Genomic DNA, 24,448 nt, shown 5'->3' on the forward strand with positions numbered 1-24,448 from the left:
GATCATGAAAACATTATTAATTAAGGGATCCCAAATCACTGTGTTACTTTGTTTGTTTGTAGCTTTAATTGCGTGTAATTCTTGCAGTAAAGATGATGAATCTGATAACGGTTCAATCACTAATCCAGAAGCTAATAATATTAATGATTTTATTAAAAATCTCGATTACAACCCAAATGAATTGCTTGGAGTCGAAGAAACAGGAGGAGAAGCTTTGCTCAAAATACCTGGCGAATCTACTACTGAAGTGTCTTTTTCTGAAGGAGTAGAAACTACTTGTGTAAGCGTTCCGTATAATCTAAAAGCCAATTTTGAAGATGTAGCTATTTTACGTCCAACCAACGGAATCGTTTGGCCGGGAGCGTTGGTTATTGGTAATCAAACGATGAGAGATGGTCTGCCAGAGCCTTTTCAAATAGCAAGAGGTCCTATGACTCTACGTTTGGATCTTCCAGGTATAGGAGAGCAGGGGAATATCTTGGTAGAAGATGTGAGAAATTCTGTGGTAGAGAGTAAAATCGATGAAGCATTGGAGTGGTGGAATGCAAATGCATATCAAGAAGGGTATGTAAACCCTTCAAATTCATCATATTCTGCTAGTACTTCATATACGTCTAAACAAATGAGTCTTGAAGTAGGTATGAATACAGAGTGGGCTACTGGAGACGTGTCGGCACAATTTAATTACGAAACCACATCAACAAAGAGAGTTGCTATTATGGTGTTTAAGCAAGTGTTCTATACTGTAAAAATGGATATACCTCTTAATCCTTCAGATGTTTTTGCTTCAGATGTATCGTTGTCTACTATCAAAGCAGCATTTAATTCAAATACCCCTCCTGCCTACGTACATTCTGTAAATTATGGTAGAATTATCATGTTTAGAATGGAAACTACCGAAGAAGCAACAGAAGCAGAACTAACAGGAGCGTTTAATTATGCAAGTGGGTTAAATAGTGCTTCGGGAGAAGTAGAGGCTAAGTATAAAGAAATATTAAAAGAATCGAATATTACCATCGTTACTATTGGGGGGAATGCAGCTGTAGCTTCTGAAGCGATATCCGCCCAAAATTTTGGAGATTTACAACCTATTATCAAGGGGCAAAACGCTGTGTATAGTCGTAATAATCCTGGAGTACCTATTGCATATACTATTAGATTTTTGAAAAATAACAGCTTAGCAAAAATGGGATATTCTACAGATTATACCGCATTGAACTGTACAAGTGCCGGTAGAAAACACAACCGAATAGAGTTTAATAATTACGTTGCTGATAATTTTAGAATAGGGATAGAATATAAATCGAATCAAGCCGGAGGATCTGTAGATTATGATAATATTGCCTGGAAAGAAAATAAAATAGATGGAGCTACAACAGTTATAACTCCTCCAGATGGGGCCTACGATATTTTTTACTATGTAGAACGCGCAAAATTTGGAGCTGGGTATGAAAGAAAATTGAAAGATAATATTGGTGGATATGTACATGCTCATGAAGATTGTTTTGAGTCATATAGGGATGTCCTTGAAGTAAAGGTAAGAGCTTGTCAGTAAAATAAACAAGTTTACTATTTATGAAGCCGGCATCTTAAGTTCTGATTCAACAGCTTGATGTCGGTTTTGTAATTGTTTTATCATTACAATTCTTCAAAACCAAATGCTGGATTTTTTGTGAAAAATAAACTTTTAATGTTTACTTCTCTTTTTGTGAGGATACTAAGTGTAGATAATCTTTAAAAATTTAAGAAAATGTACACAAAAAAGTTTTTTAGGTATGCCTTACAATGTTTATTAATGACCGCAATTTTAGGAGTAGTTTCTTGCCAAAAAGAGGAGGCTTCAAATTTTGAAATCAATGGACTTGCAAAAAGTGGAGAGGAGTTTCTTCAGAAATTGGATAAAAAAAACAACGGAGTGGTAAAATCTCACAAAGAATTACTAGGATTTGTAAAACAAGATGAAGTGTTAAAAGAGGTGTTTTATAGTAACCTCGAATTTACAACCAAATTTCTTCGAGAAGTAAGTTTTAATGAAAAAGGAGTGATGAGTTTTAACTTTGGATTGGTAGAAGAATACTATCCTGACCTATCAGAGTATATCTTGAATAAAATATCGGAAGGATTTGGATTCGATTATGGAGAACTAGCAGAAGACTATAAGGGTTATAAATGCGAAGGTTCGGGGACTTGTGTTTATATATCACAATCTTATATCTGTACCAGTAATTGTTCTGTAGCACCTGACTTACTCAATGATCTGGATAAATATCAATTCTTACGTGATATTCATAAGTATATAGAAATTTATATCAACCCTGATTTTGGAAAAATTGGTTTTGATAAACATTCGATCCCACACCGTATTTCGAAAGAAAAATTCTTTGAGACCTATGATTTTGAAAAAATGTTTGCTCATAACGAGTATCAGGAACAGATTAAGAGTGAGATTTTGGAGGAAAAAATCATAGTGATGAGTAGCGAATTGAGTGTAGAAAATGAAACTGTTTATCTAGCTTCACTTCTATTTACAAGTGACTCTGAACTTTCTGTAGTTTTTGATGGAACTTCTGGAATTTTAATTGATTCGAGATTCGATGGGAGTGATGATATGCCTTGTTACTATGGAGGCTATATGCATGGATGTTCTTGTATGTGGGCGATAAAGGATATGTGTTGGACAGATTGCCAGATGTGTAATTATGGATTTGAACCACTTGACCTTGAAAGTTTAATTAATCCTAAGTTTTGGTACGAAGATTTAATACTTCTAGGTCAAATTCCTATAAATCAGGTTGTAGAAGATAAACCTTTATTGTCTTTCTAAAATAAATAATATATGAGCAGGCTATACGTGTTATTAGCTTGCTCGTTTATTAAAATATTATTTATGAAGCCTTACTAAGCTCAAAAACACCTTGGTATTCATAAGCAAGGCTTTAATTCAACTTATAGTACACAGATTCATTTTCAAGGGCGGCTAATAGTTCTTGTGAAATATTTACCTTTTGTTTTCTGCTTGGCATATGCAATTTTAATTGTTCGGCCATTTCATAAATCACAAAGTTTAGCGTATGGTTCCCAGAGTGTTCTGTTAGCAATTCTTTTAACCCATCAATTCTATTGTCTGAAAGTTCATTAATATCTAATTGAATGGTTAGTTTACGAGCATAGGTTTCCATCACATCGTGTAGTAATTGAAAGCTATTAAATTGAATTCTTGGATCTCCCTTTTTACCCGTATCTCGGTTTACCCATCCTTCCTTTATAAAGGCTTTTGCATATACAAATGTGCTTTTTACCAGAAAAGGACGATGTTTAAGGTATTCTTCTCCAAAAATTCTAAATTCATGAGCAGTATTATAATCTTCTATGATAAAAGTAGCCCATCCTTTCCCATTTTTTGAAGTACGGTGCTCTACAGAGGATATAACTCCACCAAAAGATAATTCTCTATTAACATTGCTCTCTAAATCTGCAAAATTTAATAAAGTAGCATTACAGAAGTATTTCATTTCGTATTTGAAATCGTCTAGCGGGTGACCAGAAAGGTAAATACCTACCACTTCTTTTTCACGAGCTAGTTTTTCCATAGTTCCCCATTCTTCGCAAGGAGGTACTACTGGCTCAGGAATTTGTACTTCACTAGATTCTCCGAATAAGCTTACCTGAGAGGAATTTTCGCTTTCTTGATATTTAGATCCATATTTCATTGCTTTTTCAAGAAAAGTAATTCCATCTCCTTCTTCGTGAAAATATTGACCACGGTGCGTATCGTCAAAAGAGTCAAAGCCACCAGCCAATGCAAGGCTTTCAAATGCTTTTTTGTTAGCTGCCCGAAGATCAATTCGCTTTGCGAGATCAAAAATCGATTTGTAGGCTCCGTTTTCCTTTCTGTTTTCAACGATGGTAGCTACTGCTCCTGTTCCCACACCTTTTATGGCTCCCATTCCAAAACGTACAGCTCCGTCTTTGTTTACAGAGAATTTGCGATATGATTCATTTACATCTGGACCTAACACTTCTAACTTCATACGTTTACATTCTTCCATAAAGAAGGTGACTTGTTTAATGTCATTCATGTTGTTAGAAAGTACCGCAGCCATATATTCTGCAGGATAATGCGCTTTGAGATAAGCTGTTTGATAGGCAATCCATGCATAACAAGTGGAGTGAGATTTGTTAAAGGCGTAGGCAGCAAATGCTTCCCAGTCTTTCCATATTTTCTCCAGTTTGTCTTTAGGATGCCCTTTGGCAGCGGCTTGCTCAATAAATTTAGGTTTCATTTTATCAAGAACCGCTTTTTGCTTTTTACCCATTGCTTTACGAAGGACATCGGCTTCACCCTTGGTAAAATCTGCCAATTTTTGCGAAAGCAACATCACCTGCTCTTGGTATACTGTAATTCCGTAGGTTTCTTTTAAGTACTCTTCACAGGCTTCAAGGTCATAAATAATTTCTTCGGTTCCATGTTTTCGGTTAATAAAACTAGGGATATATTCTAATGGCCCCGGTCTATACAACGCATTCATGGCAATAAGATCTGCAAAAACTGTTGGTTTTAGCTCTTTCATGTATTTCTGCATCCCAGGAGATTCATATTGAAATACACCAACCGTTTCTCCACGTTGAAAGAGTGCATAGGTCTCTTCGTCATCCAGTGGGAAATTCTCGGGGTCCAACTCAATACCGTGTTTCGCTTTTACAATCTTAACAGTATCTTTAATAAGGGTAAGCGTTTTAAGTCCAAGGAAATCCATTTTCAGGAGTCCTGCACTCTCTACCACCGAGTTATCAAACTGAGTACAGTACATATCTGAGTCCTTAGCAAGAGCAACAGGTACGAATTTGGTAATGTCATCTGGAGTAATAATTACCCCACACGCATGAATTCCTGTATTACGAACAGAACCTTCTAAAACTCTAGCCTGATTTAAGGTCTCTGCTTCAAGGTCACTTCCTTCGGCAATATTTAAGAGTTCATTAATTTTTTCTAGTTCATCCCCTCTAAACTTTTGCTTTAGTACAGCTTCTTCTACACCAAATATTTTTCCTAGTTTGGACATGTTCGGAATAAGCTTAGCAATTCTATCTGCATCTCCTAATGGGAGGTCCAATACACGTGCAGTATCACGTATTGATGATTTTGCTGCCATGGTACCATAGGTAATGATTTGTGCCACCTGATTAGCACCATACTTCTCGATAACATAGTCCATAACACGACCCCTTCCTTCATCATCAAAATCAATATCGATATCGGGCATACTTACACGATCCGGATTTAGAAAACGCTCAAAAAGTAGATCGTACTTTATGGGGTCTAGATTTGTGATCCAAAGACAATAAGCAACTGCCGAACCTGCTGCAGATCCACGTCCCGGTCCTACAGAAACACCCATGTCCCGAGCTGCTCTAATAAAATCTTCTACAATTAAGAAATAACCAGGGTATCCTGTTTTTTCGATAACCTGAAGTTCAAAATCAAGTCTTTCATCGATTTCAGGAGTGATTTCTCCATATCTCTTTTTGGCTCCCTCATAGGTAATATGTCGTAGATATGCATTTTCACCCCGTTTTCCGCCATCTATTTTATCTTCTTCAGATTGGAACTGTTCTGGAATATCAAATGCCGGAAGTAAAACGTCTCTGGCAAGTTCGAAGGGTTCAATTTTGTCTACAATCTCCTGAATATTGATAATGGCATTGGGCAGATCCTTAAAGAGATTTTTCATCTCTTCAGCAGATTTAAAGTAATATTCCTGATTAGGTAATCCGTAGCGATATCCTCTTCCTCTACCTATAGGAGTTGCTTGTTTTTCCCCATCTTTAACACATAATAAAATATCATGTGCATTTGCGTCTTCCTTTTCACAATAATACGTGTTATTGGTAGCAATGGTTTTAATATTGTGTTTGCTGGCAAACTCGATCAGAACCTGATTAACCCTGTTTTCATCCTCTTGATTGTGTCTCATAATCTCAATGTAGAGGTCTTCTCCAAATTCTTGGTGCCACCAAGTTAGAGCTTCTTCGGCTTGTTTTTCTCCAATATTGAGTACTTTACTAGGTACTTCTCCATAAAGATTTCCTGTAAGTACTATAATATCTTCTTTGTACTGTTTTATAACTTCTTTGTCTATACGAGGCACGTAGTAGAATCCATTCACAAAGGCGATAGAAGACATTTTGGCAAGATTATGATAACCGTTTTTATTTTTGGCTAGCATAACGATTTGATATCCGTTGTCTTTTCTTGATTTATCCGTATGATTTTCACAAACAAAAAACTCGCAACCTACTATAGGTTTCATTTCTACGCCTTCGGGTTCTTGTCCATTTTCGATAGCCTCGGCATTTGCGGCTTTTACACTTTTATTATGACCTGAAACCGCTTGTACAAAATGAAAAGCTCCCATCATATTGGCATGATCGGTCATTGCCACAGCATTCATCTTATGTTGAGCTGCTATTTTTACCAAATCGGGAATACTTGTGGTAGACTGAAGAACTGAGAATTGCGTATGATTATGTAGGTGAGCAAAGTTGACTCCGTCTAGCGCAGCTATATTTTGTTTAATTTCCTGTTGAGATAGATCCGAAGAGCCTTGTTTGGCGAGTTCTTCCCGTATTTTTTGAGAAGCTTTTTTAAGATTAATATGTTTTAATCCTATAAGCTGTATTGGGGCTTGATTGGCCTGGGTAAAATTCTGAAAATAGTCTGGTTGAGCATCAAGCTCTTCTATAGTGAATACTTGTTTTCTAATAAGCTCTAGAAAACAACGGGTAGTTGCTTCAACATCGGCGGTAGCGTTATGGGCTTCATTAAAACCAACTCCAAAAAGATATTCGTGTAACTCGGTTAGTGTAGGGAGTTTAAATTTACCTCCTCTACCTCCTGGAATTTGACAAAGCTCTGCAGTTACTTCGGTACAAGTGTCTAAAACAGGGAGTTCTTGAAGGTCGTTTTCTATACCAGCACGATAAAATTCTGCGCCCATAATATTAACATCGAAACCTACATTTTGACCAACAACAAATTTTGTTTTGGATAGGGCAACATTAAATTTTTCAAGAACCTCTTGTAATGTAATTCCATCCTGTTCTGCAAGTTCTGTAGAGATACCGTGTACTTTCTCAGCATCATAAGGGATATTAAACCCTTCTGGTTTTACCAAATAATCTTCATGTTCGATACAATTACCCATTTCGTCGTGTAATTGCCAAGCGATTTGAATACAACGTGGCCAGTTGTCTGTGTCACTTATTGGCGCATCCCAACGCTTTGGTAAACCGGTTGTTTCGGTATCAAAAATTAAATACATAAAAGATAGTTTTCAAGAAAGTAAAAGCCCTTACTATAGACTTTCAAAAATACATAAAATTATAGGTCAGGTTCGTGAAAAGTTATCCAGATTTATTAACCGACTTTAATTTTGATTATGTGGTGTATTTATAACGATCAAAAGCTTAGTAGCTAAGACTACTAAGCTTTTGTTTAGAAGGTATAATCATAAAAACTTCTAAATACTCTTTTATTAATTGTTACGCGGAGATCCTATTTGGGTTCCAATCACGCTTGCATCTGGTTGCGTAATCACAGGACAGTTAATAATTGCTCCTGTGGCTGTTAAAAGATCAGATAAAGAATTTGCTAATGGACTAGGGTTTGCATTTCCTCTAAAAGGAATTAGTATCCCCTCAGCAAGAAGTTCGTTGATTTGATCAAAACTTTTTAAGATTGGACGCTCTTCTTCAGGTACTGTAAACTCAGTAATATGGGCATCCCACATTGGAGCATATCTTTCGTCTCTTGGATCAATTGGGAATGTATTTGTTGGGTCCTGTACTTGTCTGTCACTTAATGAGGCTGCATTTAACCCTTGTACTCCATTTCCATCAGTATCTACAGTTCTACCATTGGCAGTTGGGCTAAACGGTAACATAGATCCCCCTGGGAATAGTCCAAATGTTGGTAATTGTGCTAATCTAGGTGCAAAAACTCCCAATTCTATGGTTGCTGGCGCTGGATCAGAAGTATCGGTTACGATATGAAAATAGTAAGGTCTTCCATCTTGCCAACCATCTAAAAGTTGCATTACTACTGATGCTTGATCAGGAGCAAAGTTAGGGTTGTTTAAGTCGTCTTCTTGCTCTGGTCCATTTCCTTCAGGATTTGGAATTCTATCATGAATCCCAGTGCTATTTGCTACTGGTTGTGCATTGATAACAACACCACTTGGTAAAACTACATATGATGACCATGCCTCATCGGCAATAGCTCCTGGGTTTACTTGTGCAGGAGGGAAACCAAATAATAATCCGTCAGCTCCTCCAGGTACTAAAGATCTTTTAGGAGAAAAATCAACAGACCCTTCAAAAACTAATCTTCCATCATCGGTCCATGTAGCATTTTGCTCTCCCCCAGAACCGATGGCGTCTGCCATTCTTGGGGCAAAAATAACCCCGAGTTCTCTTGCGGTATCTCGATCGGAAGCTTCAGTGATAACATAGTATAATTCTCTAGGTCCATTTGGAGTAGTCTCCCATCCTTTAAACATAGGGAATCTTGCGGTTGGCCCAGCCGGAACTACTGATCTATCTATTCTGAAATCAATGCCTAATACACTTGGTAAAAATACATTTTGAGCAGCTGTAAACGTAAGCGCAGGGTTATCGACATCGAAAGGAGTTCCTCCGTCTTCACGAATACTCTCTAGTAATAATTCGGCATCAGAGGGAGTTGGGTCTGGTGGTGGTATTACTGCATCATCATCGCTACAAGCTGCAAATAAAGTGGTAATTAATAGGCTTAAGAATATGGTTTTAAAATTTTTCATGCTTTTATTTTTTTAATGTTTGAACTAAAAACAATCGGCCAATTGATTTGATGTAATTTGAGACGATAGCATTTTTTTGGACTTACATTCAAAAAACAAAAAGGCATAAATAAATTCTATCAATTTTTTTAAATCAATAGTTAAAGAATATTAGTATTTAAAGGAGGTACGAGATGATAAAGCACTAATTTAAGACCTATTCGGGAAACGTTTTTTAAGGAATAATTAGCAATAAATTAACAAAAAACGATGTCTTGATAGAGCGTAAAAAAAAGACGAAATGTTAGATAGCTAACATGTTTAGGCTAAGTGAAGGGCAAGTAAATTCCTTTTTTTGACGAACGTCTTGAATTATTTACATTAAAAAAAAGCACCCATGATGATATCCAATGAGTGCTTTTCGTCGTCAAAGTTGAGTTAGGTTTAATAACCAAAATCAAAGAAACCTTCAGATACTATGATTCCGCTTCTAGTTTCAAATTCAAAACTTCCGCTGATACACTTCGTATCTGTATTATGTTCGTTTATTATTAATGTTCCAGAAAGTGCTGAAGATTTATCGTTTAAAGCAGCATAAGTGGCACTATAATTTCCAGAACCAGATAAAGGATATGTTCCTGGTGCTACATCTGAAGGGAAAACTATGGTTGCTTCTTCAGTTTCATTCGTAGCTTTTATTAATATAGATGCATTTTCTACACCAATTAATCTTGCCGAGTGATTATCTGTAATCATTTCTGTACCATTAATGAGTGCAGTCAATGATGCATTTAAAAGACATGGGTTTATTTCTTCTGATGTTGTTTCTTCTTCTTCTTGTATGGTTCCATTCTCCAAAGGTAGTCTGTAAAACCATCCTTGCTTAAAGTCCATAGTATTACCATTGTCATCTTTAAGATTTTCAAAATGGAAACTTCCAGAAATCTCATTGTTATAGATTTCATTAATGATTACCTGTCCTTCAGTTTCATCTTCAGAAAAGAATTTTTTTGAAGTACTTTGGAAACTTACTTTACTAATCGTGTTCTGGTTGATCTTGTAGGTTCCTACTTTGGTAGAAGTAGTAGAAAAGCTGATAGATTTTTCACCTTCGCTACCCGATATTACAAGGGTTCCGTCATCATATATAACTGCTTTTTTAAAAGTAGATCTAAATTCTTCTCCATCGATAAGTGTTTGCAATGCGGGGTCATTGATTTCGATATCGGTAGAACAAGATGTAATAAAAAGGCAGAAAACTGCTAAAAATAGAGTAGTTATTCTAATCATACGCTTGGGGCTTTTGCAAATTCTATTACGATATAATCGTAAATGAAATGTTTACATCACAAACATAGAGTGAAAATTCGAAGAAAACAATTTTTTAGTCGAAAAAATGCATATTTTATCGATGAAATACACAAAAATGAAGTTTTACAAGTATTTAATACTGTTTTTATGCGAATTTTCTGTGTTTATGAAATGGACAAGAAGCAGATAGCTATCGATCAATGAATATAAAAGTATGGATGATTAACATAAATAAACTTAAAAAACATATAACTATTTCTTATAAAAATACTTACCTTTGCGCCCTCAATTATAAACCGGGTCGTGAACCCAAAAATTAATTTATATGCCTGTTAAAATCAGATTACAGAGACATGGTAAGAAAGGGAAGCCTTTTTACTGGATCGTAGCAGCAGATGCTAGAGCAAAAAGAGATGGTAGATTTCTTGAAAAGTTAGGTACTTATAATCCTAATGTTAACCCAGCAAGTATCGATTTAAACATCGATGGCGCTGTAAAGTGGTTACAAAATGGAGCTCAACCTACAGATACAGCAAGAGCTATCTTATCTTACAAAGGAGCTTTACTAAAAAATCACCTAGCTGGTGGAGTTAGAAAAGGTGCTCTAACAGAAGAACAAGCTGAAGAAAAATTTCAAGCTTGGGTATCAGAAAAAGAGGGAGCTGTAACAGCTAAGAAAGATGCAGTAGCTAAAGCTAAAGCAGACGAAAAAGCAAAAGCTCTCGAAGCTGAGAAAGAAGTAAATGCGAAACGTGAAGCTGAAGCAGCACAGGCTGAAGCAGAAGCTAACGCAGAAGAAGTAGCTGCAGAAGCTCAAGAAGCTGAAGCTACGACAGAAGCTAGCAACGAAGAAGAATAGTTGCATTATTGACGATAAAATGAAGAAAGAAGAATGCTTCTATCTCGGTAAAATCGTAAGTAAATTTAGTTTTAAGGGCGAGGTATTGATCAAATTAGATACCGATGAACCCGAAAGTTATGTAAAAATGGAATCAGTTTTTGTTGATTATAACAATAACATGGTTCCATTTTTTATAGAAAGAAGCGCACTTCATAAAAGCGATTTGCTTAGAGTAAAGTTTGAAGATATCGATTCTGAAGAAGATGCAGACGATATTATGAAAGCCGAAATATACTTGCCCTTGTCTTTACTTCCAAAACTGGAGGGCAATCAATTTTATTACCATGAAGTAATTGGTTTTACCATTGTTGATGCAAATTTCGGCAAGGTTGGTGTTATCAAAGGGATTAATGATTCTACGGCACAGGCTTTATTTGAGATTGATCGTGATGGCATAGAAATTCTCATTCCGATGAATGATGAATTTATAGATACAATAGACCGGGATACAAACACTGTTCATGTAACCACTCCCGAAGGATTAATAGATCTATATCTCTAGAGTTTCTTCTCTCATCTCAAATACATTCATCATGAGTTTGCCTTTTTCGTTTAAACAGTTTACCGTGCATCAGGATCGATGCGCAATGAAAATTGGTACCGATGGTGTTTTGTTAGGTGCGTGGACTCCAGTTGATGCATCTGTAAACTCGATACTTGATATAGGCACAGGTACTGGGGTTATTGCTTTAATGATGGCGCAACGTGGCAATGCCGAAATTGTAGATGCCTTAGAAATAGATGCAGATGCCTATGAGCAGGCAGTAGATAATTTTGAAGCTTCACCATGGGGAGATCGATTATTTTGTTATCATGCTTCATACCAGGAATTTGTCGAAGAGATAGATGATCAATATGATTTGCTTATTAGTAACCCCCCTTTTTATGCAGAGGATTATAAAACTGCAGATCAAAAAAGAGATTTAGCCAGGTTTCAAGATGCCTTGCCTTTCGAGCACATTTTGATTGGTGCGACTAAATTATTGACCGATCTGGGACAATTGGCTATAATTGTTCCAGTAAATGAGGAACAAAAATTAGTTCATTTGGGAGAACGAGTGGGGTTATACCCACAAAAAATAACAAGAGTAAGAGGAACATTAACTTCTGAAGTGAAGAGATCGATGTTATTGTTTGGTAAAAAGCGAGGAGAAGTAAAAACTGATGAATTGGTGATCGAAATTTCCCGGCATCAGTATACCAAAGAATATATAAGTCTAACTCAAGACTTTTATTTAAACATGTGATAAAAGAAAAAGGAAGATAATACACCTTCCTTTCTCCGAAATTCAATCACTCTATAAAGCTTAATTCACAACATAAAAACAGTGCAAATTAAATTTTATCATCTCATTATTTGGTGATCCAATTTCCATCGGCGTCACAAAAAACTTCCATCTCTTTTTCCCCTTGCTTTAGTATCAATTTAAATTCAGAAGCATCTTCCTTTGCAGCAGCACTCTCAATAGAAGCACCTGCAAAATCTTTTGCTACAGCATCAAGAACTTTTTGAGGCAAATTTTCAACAGCTAAATCAATATATTTATCTTGAACTGGTGCAACGACTTCTGCATTATCATTCGAAGCAATCTCTTGCGCATTCATACTTTGTGTTCCTATTAATACACCAAATGCTAATACGGGTAATACAAATAATTTTTTCATCTTTTAATCTCTTTTAGGTTTTAAATTTTATTACGATTAGTGAAATAGAAGAATTGTGCCAGAGAAATAAAGATTGCCTTTTATTTTTTTAAAATCTTGGTTTACAGAGTTATAGTGTGTTTGTTTGTGAATAAATCATGATTGTTAAAGAAATCTTATTTGTGTAGAATACTATAGTGGACTGCGGAAATTGTACACGGATTTTTAATTGGAAATACCTCTTTTACCTACGTTTTATATATTTGCTAATTGCAGCCAATTAAAAAAACTCAAATTGAACCTAGACAACAAAAAATTTGTAACAACTGAAAATAAAAGAGGATTGTCATCAGATGAAACCGTTTTTCATTACTTCCAAAATGGAACAATTATTACTGCGAATTATAAAGGTGGATCTATACAACAAGGACTTATAATCGGTAAGCAGATCAATGATTTGGAAATTGAGTTACTCTATCAGTGTCTAACAATCGATGGGGAGTTAAAAGCAGGGAAATCAAAAGGTAGAATTTCAAAAACACAAAATGGAAAATTGAAATTAGAATTTAACTGGAATTGGTTGAATGGAGATTTGTCAGGTGGGAAATCAGAATACATAGAAATTGAATAAAAACCTTACTTATTTCTGTTGCTGCAAGTTTATGAATCAAATAGTTGTCGTATTCCTTGGCGGTATTCAGGTCTATTACGTAACTATGCTTGTAAATTAAAATTCAGCACTATTATTTAAGAAAATTAAAAAACAGGGTAACAATTTGTTTTGTTGTGACATGTATATAACAAATGCTAATAAATTGGAGATGAAAAAAATTGCTTTATTGTTATGTTACCTTTTAATGATTGCCTCTTGTGGAAGTGATGATAGTACTCCACCAGAAACGAATCAGACTGACAACCCGGATCCCGTGGTTAATGCCGAATTAAGTTTAATTACAGAATTAGAAAACAGAGTTTTTTGGAATACAATTATTTTTGAATGGACAGCAACAGGATTGGAAAATTTAAGTTTTAAAATAGGGGATATAAGCTATTCTGATATCACAAAAGACGAAAACCGGTATGAAGTTGAGGTCAATACTAGGACTTTAGACAATGGTGATCAAACTGTAACTATTGAAGGTGTCGATCAAAATGATGAGATTAAATCATTGTCAAAAACGTTCAAAATAAATAATAACCTTTTGGAGATAAATTTACAAGGGAAAGCTAACAGGGTATTTTCTTCGTCTTTATCTGAAGATCGAGTTTCTAAGTATTCTGTATTGGTATCCGGTGAAAGTGGTGAAGTGTTATTCTACAAAGAATTGATAGATGACGACTCTTTTATTGTAGAAAGACCAGAAGGTTATAATGAGTCAAGGTACTATATGACTGTTTTTAGCAGTCATAAAACTGTAAGTGAGAGTAGCGCCAGATATTCTGGTCAGGTAATTCCTTTAGATAAATATGACGTTTTTACTATTGAGGGGTTTTCTGAAGAAAGTTTGCCTAGAGAATCCAAAAGGTTCCAGGTGACATTGTTAAATGGAGAGGAATCAGGGGAATATTTGATCACTTCGTCTGGAGATGCTCCTTTCAATTTTTATACGTCTGCTAGTTTTTCTAGTGGTACAACTCAACAGAGTAAATATGTGCGGTTCTCGCAAGAGTTGAACGAATCAGAATTATATATTCACTATTTTAATCCGCAAGATGGTAGTTCTAAATATTATTACCAGGAAAACATAAAAGAAAATGATTATGTAACAGTTGATTTAACTTCGAATTTTCTTATTGGAGATGTAGAAGTTAAAATTCCTGAATTAGGTGAAAACACAAAAACAGAATTTATACTCGGAGAGGTTTCTGATAATAATATCTTGGAAAAGAAAGCTATTATAAACCTTACACAAACAACAGATAGAAGCACACCAAACGCGAAGGTTACCTTTCCTAGTAGTCTTTTTCCAAGAGTTGGAGGAAAATTAGCGAATTATAGAGATGTAGAGCCTTATGATTTTTATTTAGAATCTTATTTTACCAATAAAAAAATCCCTGTAAAAGATGATTTTTCTTATGATTATCCTTATGGAGTAACCATTATGCATAATGAGAACTTCTCAATATTGGGAGATTTTAGTTTTTATCAAGTAGTTGAATCTTTTTCAGGAACTAATACTACCGTAGGGCTTTTCTGGAATTTACTTCCCAATACAGAATACAAATTGCCAGATTTTAAAATGCCCGAAGCAATTAAACAAGATGTGGGTTTAGAGAACTTGACGTCTAGAGAAGACAGAGTTATTTATTGGTTACAGCGCTTGAAATTAAATGGAGAAATAATCGATGGTTTGGATGCGGTTAAAGAATCAGTTTTGTTTCAAGATGATTTTGATCCTATTTGGGATGAAAAGACTGAGTATATCCATTACTTATAATTTGCAAATGTTTTTTTTGCAAGCGTTACAGTCTAATGGATGTAGATAGAAGTCAAATTTGTTTTGGTTTTACTGTTTATCAATATAAATGACATTTTTTGGAGTAAAAAGAAATAATCCTTGCTTTTTGTTGAGTAATTTTTAATGAATCTCACTATTTTTGAAGATATCTTAAAAAATAATTTCGAAGTATATGAAGCCAGACCTTTTTGAAGCTCCCGATTACTATCAGATTGATGAATTATTATCAGATGAGCATAAATTAGTACGCGATGCAGCCCGAAGTTGGGTAAAACGCGAGGTATCTCCTATTATTGAAGAATATGCACAACGAGCAGAGTTCCCAAATCAGATTATTAAAGGTTTGGCAGAAATTGGAGCGTTTGGACCTTATATTCCGGAAGAATATGGAGGAGCTGGTCTAGACCAAATAAGTTATGGTTTAATCATGCAGGAAATAGAAAGAGGTGACTCTGGAGTACGTTCTACTTCTTCTGTACAGTCTTCATTAGTGATGTATCCTATCTGGAAATATGGAAATGAGGAACAACGCAAAAAATACCTTCCTAAATTAGCTTCAGGAGAATTTATGGGGTGTTTTGGCCTTACAGAACCAGATCACGGTTCGAACCCGGGAGGAATGACTACAAATTTTAAAGATAAAGGAGATCATTATTTGCTTAATGGAGCGAAACTTTGGATATCGAATGCACCTTTTGCCGATATTGCTGTCGTTTGGGCAAAAGATGAAGAAGGAAGAATCCATGGTCTTGTGGTAGAACGAGGTATGGAAGGCTTTTCAACTCCAGAAACACATAATAAATGGTCATTGCGTGCATCAGCAACTGGAGAATTAATATTCGATAATGTAAAAGTGCCAAAAGAGAACTTATTACGAGGAAAAAGTGGTTTAGGAGCTCCGCTAGGATGTTTAGATTCTGCACGATATGGTATCGCCTGGGGTGCAATTGGAGCAGCTATGGACTGTTATGATACAGCATTGCGATATGCTAAAGAGCGTATACAGTTCGATAAGCCCATTGCTGCGACACAACTACAGCAAAAAAAATTGGCCGAAATGATTACTGAAATTACTAAGGCGCAATTAATGGCTTGGAGGTTAGGAGTATTGAGAAATGAAGGAAAAGCAACTTCGGCTCAAATTTCTATGGCAAAGCGTAATAATGTAGAAATGGCAATAAAAATAGCCCGAGAAGCAAGACAGGTACTTGGAGGAATGGGTATTACAGGTGAATATAGCATCATGAGACATATGATGAACCTTGAAAGCGTAATCACATATGAGGGAACACATGATATTCATTTGTTGATCACAGGAATGGATATTACTGGTTTTCCTGCTTTTAAATAAAGTGTTAAACATTTAAAATTCTCCTATACCGGGGTATAGGAGAATTTAGGGAATTGCAAAAAATCAGCAAGTTGCCAATTATCGTGGTGATGAAATCACCTTTATGTCCAATGCCTAGTCCTACCCTTGCTTAGATATAAAGGTGGTATATTCCCATAGATTGATATGTCTTTAAGACCTCTCTAGTCTGTTTCATAAACCTTAACTATCATCTACATTGCAATATTAAGTTAAGCCAGTTTCATTTTTCGGAACTGAGTATTTTTTTTATTTTTTCCATAAATAAAAAATTGAATTTTGGAATCAGTAAAAATATTTGGTCATCGTGGAGCTGCCGGTTTGGTGGCTGAAAACACCATAGAATCAATAAGAAAAGCATTAGAATTTGAAGTTGATGGTATAGAGATAGATGTGCACTGTTGTAAGTCTGGTGAATTGATTGTAATTCATGATAATACTTTGGATAGAACTACTAATGGGAGTGGAGCGGTCGAAGACTTTACCCTGGAAGAACTAAGAAAATTGAGTACTAAAGAAGGGTTCTTAGTACCTACATTAGAAGAGGTGCTTATAAGTATTGATGCTTGTTGTTCCTTAAATATAGAGCTGAAAGGAAAAAATACAGCTTTACCAACCTTGTCATTGATCCAGAAATATGTTGCCACCGCCAAGTGGGATCACGAACAGTTTATTGTATCCAGCTTTGATCATGAACAGTTGATACAGTTCAGAGAAAATACTTCACAGTATAAAATTGGAGTTTTAACCGAAGATAATATAACAGCAGTACTGAAAACAGCAATCTTATTAGATGCATATTCTGTGCATCCTCCAGCAAGTTCACTACTTAAAAGTGAAGTTGATTTGGCTAGATCCAAAGGGTTCAAAGTATTTGTTTGGACCGTAAATGATAAATCTTTAATGAAGCAATTTAAATTATGGAAAGTTGATGGAATCATTACCGATTTTCCGAATTTTGCAAAGACAGATTAGTTTGTAACTAAACTGACTATTGAGTTTTTATAGTAGATACGATCAGACAATTAGAAAATAGAATACATGAATTATGATGTTATAGTAGTTGGAGGTGGAGCAGCAGGTTTTTTTACAGCTCTTAATGTGGCCGAAAATGATGGTGGACTTAAAGTAGCTATTCTTGAAAGAGGAAAGGAAGTGTTATCTAAAGTTCGTGTTTCTGGTGGGGGGCGTTGCAATGTAACTCATGCAGAGTTTATTCCAAATGAATTGAGTAAGAATTATCCGCGTGGTGAAAAAGAGCTTAAAGGGCCTTTCCATACCTTCATGACTGGAGATACAATGGAGTGGTTCGAGAAACGCGGGGTGGCTTTAAAAATAGAAGAAGACGGAAGAATTTTTCCTGTATCAGACTCTTCAGAAACGATTATCAATTGTTTCTTGTCAGAAGCTAAAAGATTGCATATCGATGTATTAACCAATCATGCAGTTAAAAAAATAGATGCTCAGGGAGATTCCTGGATAATCAATTCTAACCAAGGTGAGTATAAAGCAAAAAAATTATTAATCGCGACTGGTAGTAATCCTAAAATCTGGAAACTTCTAGAACACCTTGGGCATACTACTGTACCTCCAGTTCCTTCATTGTTTACATTCAATATTAAAGATGAGAGAATTAAAAGTTTAATGGGTGTCGTAACGAACGCTTCTGTTAAAGTAAAAAACTCAAAATTATCAAGCGAAGGTTCTTTGTTAATAACACATTGGGGAATGAGCGGTCCGGCAATTTTAAAACTTTCAGCTTGGGGAGCTATAGAGCTAAACGCGTTTCAATATTCATTCGAAATTATAGTGAATTGGCTTCACCAGTATTCGCAACATGAGATCATTGAAGAGTTGAAGTCTTTAAAAAACGAAATACCTAAACAAACCATTACGAAATATGCTCAATTTGAATTGCCTAAGAGGTTATGGCAAAGTCTGGTTTCGGCTTCTGGTATAGCAAGTAATATTCGGTGGGCAGATTTGAGGAAAGAGCAATTGCATAAATTTGCCAAAGAACTTACTCAAGGAGTGTATAAAGTAGAAGGGAAAAGTACGTTTAAGGAAGAATTTGTAACTGCGGGAGGAATTAATCTTAAAGAATTAAATTTTAAAACCTTCGAGAGTAAAAGGCATAAGAATTTGTACTTTGCTGGAGAGGTGCTGAACATTGATGCAATAACAGGAGGTTTTAATTTTCAAAATGCTTGGACTGGTGGTTTTATAGCTGCTCAGGCGATAACTTCAGAAGATGAATAGATACATAGCTTTACTTAGAGGGATTAACGTAAGTGGTCAAAAGAAGATAAAAATGGCCGATTTAAAAGAGCTGTTTTTAGAACTAGGATTTTCCTCGGTAGTTACTTATATACAGAGTGGAAATGTTTTGTTTGAGAGCAATAAAACTGAACTCAACGATATTTCAGTAACTATTCACCAAGGGATTGCAGAAAAATTTGGATTCGATGTCCCAGTCCTAATACTTAAACCCGACACCTTGGAATTGATTTATAGTCAAAATCCTTTCAAACAAAAGCTCGAAAAAGGAGCTATAGAAGATAAAAAAATGTATTTTACCTTATTAGAGTCTGCTCCTGATGTCGTTAGTGTTAAGGAATTAGAAAATGCTTCTTTTGGAGATGAAAAATTCGCAATCACTGATAAGGTGGTTTATTTTTATGCGGCTAATGGCTACGGAAAAACTAAATTGAATAATAATTTCTTCGAAAGAAAATTAAAAACTAAGGCAACTACTCGAAATTTAAAAACAGTGCTTAAGCTACTGGAAATGTCTGATTTGGATTGAATTACAAAGAGAATAACTAGCTATTCTTCATGAAATTTCGTAACTTAAAGGGGTGTAACTAATACCTCGTTAACTATGAAAAAAATTACGCTTGTTATGGTTCTTATTTTATTAAGCGTCTCTACTGACCGTAGTTGGGCAAATACTACTAATGAGCCTATAAAGAAACTACTGGTTGATTATATTAATAAAATGAATGCATTAACCCAGGGAACCCAAAAAGAGGATGTACTACGACTGTTTGATGAAAAATATGTTGGTAATACGGTTTATGTGAATTTATCTGGAGCATTGGTAAGGAAAAATTACGAAAAGAAAGATATCTCAAATCAGCTCGATGATATTATTGGTGATAATAATTATAAGTTTAAGCTTACCTTAGATAAGGTAGTTTTTCAAAGTCAAAAAGAGAGGGCAGGGACCATATCGGCAGTTGTTGTTTTTGAGTCTTTTATTGATAAACGACTAGCAGAAAAAGGAACCATGCTCATGGATTTGGTAGCTATTAGAGTGAATGGAGGTTGGAAAATTGTGCAGAATAATATGGTTAGAGTATCAGAAGCCAAAGATATAGGGGATTGCGTATGTTATATGTATGGAAAAGGTTCAACTAAGTTTGTTACCGAAGTATATTTCCCATCGGGACTAGAATACAGCCAGGAGTTTGATGCTTTTCAGGTTACTTCCAAAGAGGGTAAAAGAATTATTAAGTCTGATAATAATGAGTTTTACTGGAGTAGAGATACTGGCAAGTTAACCTTCAAAGGAGATCAGCTTGGAAAAGCTGAAAATGCAAAAAAAGCGATAGAGTTTGTATTAAAAGATCTCTATAAAGATTCTTGTGTAAATATTGTTTTTAACTAGTTAAAGCATAGTGTAAAAGCTAAAAAAAACTCCGATCATATATTGATCGGAGTTTTTTATTGTTCTATATAATTGTGGAGTCTTTTAAGAAACCTCTCCAAGAAATTTCAATAGCTTGGTTAATATGTTTTTCCTGTAGTTTTACTTGTTCGTTCTCATGGATTTTAACTAACGAAACTACGTTTCCAAAAAATAGCTCTTCCATAACGAGAGTATTATAGGCCTTGAAGATTTTTTGTTTAATACCTTTTTTGAAATATTCTTCAATTTCCTGATAATATTGTCGAGCCTTATCTTTAAGGCTTTGAGGAATTTCTGGAGAACGAGCTATTTGTTCTGAAAAAATAAATGCAAGAGGATTGTTTACAAAATAATAGAATAAATTAAGCCACATGACAGTGAATTGCTTTTTCAGATCATCTTCGGGAATGTTCCTCATGACAACAGTTCCAAAATCCTGAGTAAGCATTAGATATAATTCGGTGATAATTTCTTCTTTGTTTTTAAAATGATGATATACAGTGCCATTTGCCACTCCCGATTCTTTTATTATTTGAGATAGCGATGTAGCATTGATGCCCTGTTTTGTTATTAATTCTAGAGTAGTCTGTAAGACTATTGCTTTTTTACTCATAAAAAATCTTATTCCTTATTCATTGTTCAATTTAATTGCCATATACCAAAATTAAGGGCAGTTGCAAAGGCTACCCAAGCAATATAAGGGATAAGTAGGTAAGCGGCAGTAGCATTTACTACTTTAAACCATTTAATCGTAAATAACAATAGGATAAAAAGGGCAATAATATCCAATAATGCGATTAACGGGTTTTGTAATCCAAAGAAAAAAATGGACCACGCAGCGTTGAGTAACAATTGAAACCCAAAATGATATAACGCAACTTTTACCCATTTATGATAAAAGCCCTTACTCCATACAATTCCTGCTGCAATACCCATCATGGTATAGAGTAAAGTCCAAACCGGAGCAAAAATCCAATTTGGAGGTGTAAAAGAAGGCTTTTTCAACGTAATATACCAAGTGTCTATAGAAGATTGTGTAGCAATACTACTTAAAAATCCTATAACCAGACATACAAGTACGGCAATACCAATGCGTGTTAACCTTTTTTTCATTAAAATGAGTTAGTGCAGTACTAAAATAACAATTTATTTTTAGTAAGATTGTCTTTAAATATCTTACAGCACTTATCTTTGCCTAAATTTTTTGCATATGAATGATTATTCTCAGTTTGTTTTGGCCAATATATCAAAACTACCAGAAGCAGGAACTATAACCTGCTCTTCACCTAGTAATATTGCTCTGGTAAAATATTGGGGCAAGAGACCAATACAGTTGCCTGAGAACCCATCTATAAGCTTTACTTTAGAGGCTTGCAAAACTACAACAAGTTTGCAATATAAAAAGAGAAATGAGCCAGGAGAAGATTTTGATTTCGAATTATTGTTTGAAGGTAAGCCAAAACCAGATTTCAAACCAAAAATTAAAAGTTTTTTTACACGAATTGAAGAATACCTTCCTGTTTTAAAACAATATACCTTTGTAATTGAAACTTCAAATACTTTTCCTCATAGCAGTGGTATTGCTTCTTCGGCTAGTGGCATGAGTGCTTTGGCCTTTTGTTTAATGCAATTGGAACGAAAAATAAACCCAGAAATTACAGATGAAGAATGTATTGTTAAAACATCTTTTTTGGCAAGATTAGGATCTGGAAGCGCTTGCCGTAGTCTAGAGGGACCAATAACAGTATGGGGAACACATCATGAAATACCAAAGAGCAATGATGCTTACGCTATTCAATTTCCTTATGAAGTACATCAAAATTTTAAAAATTATCAAGATACGATCTTGTTGATCGATAAAGGAGAAAAGCAAGTAAGTAGTACGGTAGGTCATGACCTGATGCATGGTCATCCTTTTGCTAACAAGAGATTTGAGCAAGCGTCTATTAATCTTACGAAACTAAAAGAAATATTAATTTCTGGTGATTTGAATGCTTTCATAGAAGTGGTAGAAAGTGAAGCGCTAACTCTACATGCGATGATGATGACATCGTTACCTTATTTTATATTAATGAAACCCAATACCCTTACCGTAATTAATAAAATTTGGGAGTACCGTAAAAAAACAGGTTCTAAACTATGTTTTACATTAGATGCAGGGGCAAATGTTCATCTTTTATATCCGGATTCTGAAAAAAATGAAGTTTTAAGCTTCATTACTAGCGAGTTAGTTGCGTATTGTCAGAACGGGCAGTATATTTGTGACAAAATAGGATTGGGAGCAAAAATATTGTAACTTTATCCGAATTAGGCGACATATTAGAAAAAACGATATCAAAAAGATGAAGGGACCGTTATTTTATTCTAAAATACTTTTGTTTGGAGAATATGGAATCATTAAAGATTCTAAAGGACTTTCTATTCCATATAACTTTTTTAAAGGAGCTTTGAAAGTTTCTGAAAATCCAGATAATGATGCGGTTAGATCTAATGAAAACCTTAAAGATTTTGCAAAGTACCTAGAAGAGATGCAACAAGATGGAGTGGTGAAGTTTGATTTTGATAAACTTAATGCTGATATCGATGAAGGTATGTACTTTGATAGTAGTATACCACAAGGGTATGGAGTAGGAAGTAGCGGCGCTCTTGTTGCGGCGGTTTATGATAAATATGCCAACGATAAGATTACGGTTTTAGAAAACCTTACACGTGAAAAACTTTTAAAACTGAAAGAAATTTTTGGATTGATGGAGTCTTTCTTCCATGGAAGTAGCTCAGGACTAGATCCATTGAATAGTTACCTTAGTCTTCCCATTTTAATTCATTCTAAAGATAATATTGAGCCAGCTGGCATTCCTTCTCAAAGTACAGAGAATAAAAAAGGAGCTGTGTTTTTACTAGACAGCGGAATTGTTGGTGAAACGGCACCTATGGTTAGTATTTTTATGGAGAATATGAAACAGGAAGGATTTCGAAAAATGCTAAAAGATCAATTTGTAAAATATACAGATGCCTGTGTAGAAGATTTCTTAACAGGTGATGTGAAATCTTTATTCTCTAATATCAAGGAACTCTCTCATGTGGTTCTTGATAATTTTAAGCCAATGATTCCAAAGCAATTTCATAGCTTATGGAAAAAAGGAATTGAAACCAACGACTACTATCTTAAATTATGTGGCTCTGGTGGAGGTGGCTATATTTTAGGATTTACCCAAGACTTCGATAAAGCACAAGCTTCTCTTAAAGATTATAAACTAGAGGTAGTATATAACTTCTAGAAGGCAATGGTGTGATGTTGCTCTCCAGGAAAAATAAACTCTTTTTACTTAAGTTATTGAGTTTGTTTTCTGTAGTAAGAGGATATAATATTCTTATCATTGTTCTCGCACAGTATCTTACTTCCATATTTATATTGGCACCTCATATTAGACTACGAAATGTAATTCTGGATCCCAATCTTTTTGTTATTGTACTGGCATCTGCAGGAGTTATTGCAGGAGGGTATATCATCAATAACTTTTACGATAAGGAAAAAGACCTAATTAATCGGCCACAAAAAACAATGCTTGATCGTTTGGTGAGTCAGCAGACCAAGCTTACAGGATATTTTGTTCTTAATTTTTTATCGGTAGTATTGGCGAGTTACGTCTCTTTTAGAGCGGTAGTTTTTTTCTCTTTATACATTTTCGGGATTTGGTTGTACTCACACAAGCTCAAAAAATTCCCAATCATAGGGAACATGGTTGCTTCAATATTGGCAATAACTCCCTTTTTTGCTGTTTTTATTTATTACAAGAATTTTGATCACGTCATTTTTGTTCACGCAACCTTTTTGTTTTTGATATTAATGATGAGAGAGATGACCAAGGACTTAGGTAATCTTAAAGGCGATATGGCACAAAATTATAAAACAGTTCCTGTGGTTTATGGTGAGTTAACCTCGAAGAGGATAATTACGATTTTGATTTTGGCCGCTGGCGTACCAATATACTTTTTATTAACAGTTTACGAGATAGGTTTTATGTATTTGTACTTTTATGTGTGCTTAGCGTTGTTATCGGTCTTTCTTATCGCTTTGTGGTTTTCAAAAGGGAAAAGCCATTATGTATGGTTGCATAACATGCTCAAGTTTATCATAGTTGCAGGTACTTTTAGTATCGTTCTTATTGATTTAAATATGATTTTAGATAGAATTCTATGGTAAAAACAAAAGCAGCTGTAAAAGTAGTACAACTGCTTTTGCCAAATAATAATTTA

General features: G+C 35.0%; 21 protein-coding genes. 15 read left to right on the forward strand and 6 right to left on the reverse strand.

Features of this window, described 5'->3' with window-relative positions:
- Positions 1-4: 4 nt before the first annotated feature.
- Entirely contained in the window at positions 5-1,555 is a 1,551-nt protein-coding gene (locus M0D21_RS05900; protein WP_248327525.1) for a thiol-activated cytolysin family protein, read from the forward strand.
- A 240-nt stretch (positions 1,556-1,795) separates the two neighbouring features.
- A complete protein-coding gene (locus M0D21_RS05905) occupies positions 1,796-2,824 on the forward strand; it encodes a hypothetical protein (protein WP_248327526.1) in 1,029 nt (342 codons plus the stop codon).
- A gap of 112 nt (positions 2,825-2,936) precedes the next feature.
- Here M0D21_RS05905 and dnaE read toward each other — a convergent pair whose 3' ends face one another.
- The 3 genes from dnaE to M0D21_RS05920 all read right to left on the reverse strand — a co-directional run bounded on the left by dnaE (position 2,937) and on the right by M0D21_RS05920 (position 10,106).
- A complete protein-coding gene (gene dnaE, locus M0D21_RS05910) occupies positions 2,937-7,322 on the reverse strand; it encodes a DNA polymerase III subunit alpha (RefSeq protein ID WP_248327527.1) in 4,386 nt (1,461 codons plus the stop codon).
- Between the two features lie 213 nt (positions 7,323-7,535).
- Positions 7,536-8,837 carry a hypothetical protein gene (locus tag M0D21_RS05915; protein WP_248327528.1) on the reverse strand — a complete coding sequence of 434 codons (1,302 nt, stop codon included), beginning with the start codon at positions 8,835-8,837 and terminating at the stop codon, positions 7,536-7,538.
- A gap of 423 nt (positions 8,838-9,260) precedes the next feature.
- Positions 9,261-10,106, reverse strand: coding sequence for a DUF6252 family protein (locus tag M0D21_RS05920; RefSeq protein ID WP_248327529.1), 846 nt, complete (start codon positions 10,104-10,106; stop codon positions 9,261-9,263).
- Between the two features lie 346 nt (positions 10,107-10,452).
- Between M0D21_RS05920 and M0D21_RS05925 the strand changes: the two genes are divergently transcribed.
- From M0D21_RS05925 to M0D21_RS05935, 3 genes are read left to right on the forward strand one after another with little or no spacing between them, the layout of a single operon-like run.
- A complete protein-coding gene (locus M0D21_RS05925) occupies positions 10,453-10,986 on the forward strand; it encodes a 30S ribosomal protein S16 (RefSeq protein WP_248327530.1) in 534 nt (177 codons plus the stop codon).
- Positions 10,987-11,005: 19 nt separating this feature from the next.
- Complete coding sequence (rimM, locus tag M0D21_RS05930; protein WP_248327531.1) at positions 11,006-11,530, forward strand: ribosome maturation factor RimM; 525 nt, start codon at positions 11,006-11,008, stop codon at positions 11,528-11,530.
- A 31-nt stretch (positions 11,531-11,561) separates the two neighbouring features.
- Positions 11,562-12,275, forward strand: coding sequence for a tRNA1(Val) (adenine(37)-N6)-methyltransferase (locus M0D21_RS05935; RefSeq protein ID WP_248327532.1), 714 nt, complete (start codon positions 11,562-11,564; stop codon positions 12,273-12,275).
- Positions 12,276-12,381: 106 nt separating this feature from the next.
- Here M0D21_RS05935 and M0D21_RS05940 read toward each other — a convergent pair whose 3' ends face one another.
- Complete coding sequence (locus M0D21_RS05940) at positions 12,382-12,693, reverse strand: hypothetical protein (RefSeq protein WP_248327533.1); 312 nt, start codon at positions 12,691-12,693, stop codon at positions 12,382-12,384.
- 274 nt (positions 12,694-12,967) lie between these two features.
- On the opposite strand from M0D21_RS05940, the gene M0D21_RS05945 reads away from it, so the two are divergent.
- From M0D21_RS05945 to M0D21_RS05975, 7 genes are all read left to right on the forward strand, one after another.
- Positions 12,968-13,303: a hypothetical protein gene (locus M0D21_RS05945; protein WP_248327534.1), complete on the forward strand. Its 336-nt coding sequence runs from the start codon at positions 12,968-12,970 to the stop codon at positions 13,301-13,303.
- 190 nt (positions 13,304-13,493) lie between these two features.
- Entirely contained in the window at positions 13,494-15,110 is a 1,617-nt protein-coding gene (locus M0D21_RS05950; RefSeq protein ID WP_248327535.1) for a hypothetical protein, read from the forward strand.
- Positions 15,111-15,303: 193 nt separating this feature from the next.
- Entirely contained in the window at positions 15,304-16,482 is a 1,179-nt protein-coding gene (locus M0D21_RS05955) for an acyl-CoA dehydrogenase family protein (RefSeq protein WP_248327536.1), read from the forward strand.
- A gap of 297 nt (positions 16,483-16,779) precedes the next feature.
- On the forward strand, positions 16,780-17,475 hold the full coding sequence (locus tag M0D21_RS05960; protein ID WP_248327537.1) for a glycerophosphodiester phosphodiesterase: 696 nt from the start codon (positions 16,780-16,782) through the stop codon (positions 17,473-17,475).
- A 66-nt stretch (positions 17,476-17,541) separates the two neighbouring features.
- The gene (locus M0D21_RS05965; RefSeq protein WP_248327538.1) at positions 17,542-18,759 is read left to right on the forward strand and encodes a BaiN/RdsA family NAD(P)/FAD-dependent oxidoreductase; all 1,218 of its coding nucleotides are present in this window, start codon (positions 17,542-17,544) and stop codon (positions 18,757-18,759) included.
- On the forward strand, positions 18,752-19,306 hold the full coding sequence (locus M0D21_RS05970; RefSeq protein ID WP_248327539.1) for a DUF1697 domain-containing protein: 555 nt from the start codon (positions 18,752-18,754) through the stop codon (positions 19,304-19,306). Before M0D21_RS05965 ends, M0D21_RS05970 begins: the two co-directional genes overlap by 8 nt.
- 75 nt (positions 19,307-19,381) lie before the next feature.
- Positions 19,382-20,170: a hypothetical protein gene (locus tag M0D21_RS05975; protein WP_248327540.1), complete on the forward strand. Its 789-nt coding sequence runs from the start codon at positions 19,382-19,384 to the stop codon at positions 20,168-20,170.
- Between the two features lie 64 nt (positions 20,171-20,234).
- Here M0D21_RS05975 and M0D21_RS05980 read toward each other — a convergent pair whose 3' ends face one another.
- Positions 20,235-20,804, reverse strand: a complete 570-nt coding sequence (locus tag M0D21_RS05980; protein WP_248327541.1) for a TetR/AcrR family transcriptional regulator — start codon at positions 20,802-20,804, stop codon at positions 20,235-20,237.
- A 26-nt stretch (positions 20,805-20,830) separates the two neighbouring features.
- Positions 20,831-21,304 (reverse strand): TspO/MBR family protein, encoded by a 474-nt coding sequence (locus M0D21_RS05985; RefSeq protein WP_248327542.1) that lies wholly within the window; start codon positions 21,302-21,304, stop codon positions 20,831-20,833.
- Positions 21,305-21,401: 97 nt separating this feature from the next.
- Between M0D21_RS05985 and M0D21_RS05990 the strand changes: the two genes are divergently transcribed.
- From M0D21_RS05990 to M0D21_RS06000, 3 genes are read left to right on the forward strand one after another with little or no spacing between them, the layout of a single operon-like run.
- Entirely contained in the window at positions 21,402-22,487 is a 1,086-nt protein-coding gene (locus tag M0D21_RS05990) for a diphosphomevalonate/mevalonate 3,5-bisphosphate decarboxylase family protein (protein WP_248327543.1), read from the forward strand.
- Between the two features lie 46 nt (positions 22,488-22,533).
- A complete protein-coding gene (locus M0D21_RS05995; RefSeq protein WP_248327544.1) occupies positions 22,534-23,469 on the forward strand; it encodes a mevalonate kinase family protein in 936 nt (311 codons plus the stop codon).
- A gap of 17 nt (positions 23,470-23,486) precedes the next feature.
- Positions 23,487-24,395, forward strand: a complete 909-nt coding sequence (locus M0D21_RS06000; RefSeq protein WP_248328223.1) for a geranylgeranylglycerol-phosphate geranylgeranyltransferase — start codon at positions 23,487-23,489, stop codon at positions 24,393-24,395.
- Positions 24,396-24,448 lie beyond the last annotated feature (53 nt).

Origin of the sequence: Aquimarina acroporae (assembly GCF_023195925.1) — a bacterium.
Classification (GTDB): domain Bacteria; phylum Bacteroidota; class Bacteroidia; order Flavobacteriales; family Flavobacteriaceae; genus Aquimarina; species Aquimarina acroporae.

Coding starts and splice junctions, on each gene's coding strand:
- M0D21_RS05900 (WP_248327525.1), top strand. CDS start 5: ATGAAAACATTATTAATTAAGGGATCCCAAATCACTGTGTTACTTTGT.
- M0D21_RS05905 (WP_248327526.1), top strand. CDS start 1,796: ATGACCGCAATTTTAGGAGTAGTTTCTTGCCAAAAAGAGGAGGCTTCA.
- dnaE (WP_248327527.1), bottom strand. CDS start 7,322: ATGTATTTAATTTTTGATACCGAAACAACCGGTTTACCAAAGCGTTGG.
- M0D21_RS05915 (WP_248327528.1), bottom strand. CDS start 8,837: ATGAAAAATTTTAAAACCATATTCTTAAGCCTATTAATTACCACTTTA.
- M0D21_RS05920 (WP_248327529.1), bottom strand. CDS start 10,106: ATGATTAGAATAACTACTCTATTTTTAGCAGTTTTCTGCCTTTTTATT.
- M0D21_RS05925 (WP_248327530.1), top strand. CDS start 10,453: ATGCCTGTTAAAATCAGATTACAGAGACATGGTAAGAAAGGGAAGCCT.
- rimM (WP_248327531.1), top strand. CDS start 11,006: ATGAAGAAAGAAGAATGCTTCTATCTCGGTAAAATCGTAAGTAAATTT.
- M0D21_RS05935 (WP_248327532.1), top strand. CDS start 11,562: ATGAGTTTGCCTTTTTCGTTTAAACAGTTTACCGTGCATCAGGATCGA.
- M0D21_RS05940 (WP_248327533.1), bottom strand. CDS start 12,693: ATGAAAAAATTATTTGTATTACCCGTATTAGCATTTGGTGTATTAATA.
- M0D21_RS05950 (WP_248327535.1), top strand. CDS start 13,494: ATGAAAAAAATTGCTTTATTGTTATGTTACCTTTTAATGATTGCCTCT.
- M0D21_RS05955 (WP_248327536.1), top strand. CDS start 15,304: ATGAAGCCAGACCTTTTTGAAGCTCCCGATTACTATCAGATTGATGAA.
- M0D21_RS05965 (WP_248327538.1), top strand. CDS start 17,542: ATGAATTATGATGTTATAGTAGTTGGAGGTGGAGCAGCAGGTTTTTTT.
- M0D21_RS05970 (WP_248327539.1), top strand. CDS start 18,752: ATGAATAGATACATAGCTTTACTTAGAGGGATTAACGTAAGTGGTCAA.
- M0D21_RS05975 (WP_248327540.1), top strand. CDS start 19,382: ATGAAAAAAATTACGCTTGTTATGGTTCTTATTTTATTAAGCGTCTCT.
- M0D21_RS05980 (WP_248327541.1), bottom strand. CDS start 20,804: ATGAGTAAAAAAGCAATAGTCTTACAGACTACTCTAGAATTAATAACA.
- M0D21_RS05985 (WP_248327542.1), bottom strand. CDS start 21,304: ATGAAAAAAAGGTTAACACGCATTGGTATTGCCGTACTTGTATGTCTG.
- M0D21_RS05990 (WP_248327543.1), top strand. CDS start 21,402: ATGAATGATTATTCTCAGTTTGTTTTGGCCAATATATCAAAACTACCA.
- M0D21_RS05995 (WP_248327544.1), top strand. CDS start 22,534: ATGAAGGGACCGTTATTTTATTCTAAAATACTTTTGTTTGGAGAATAT.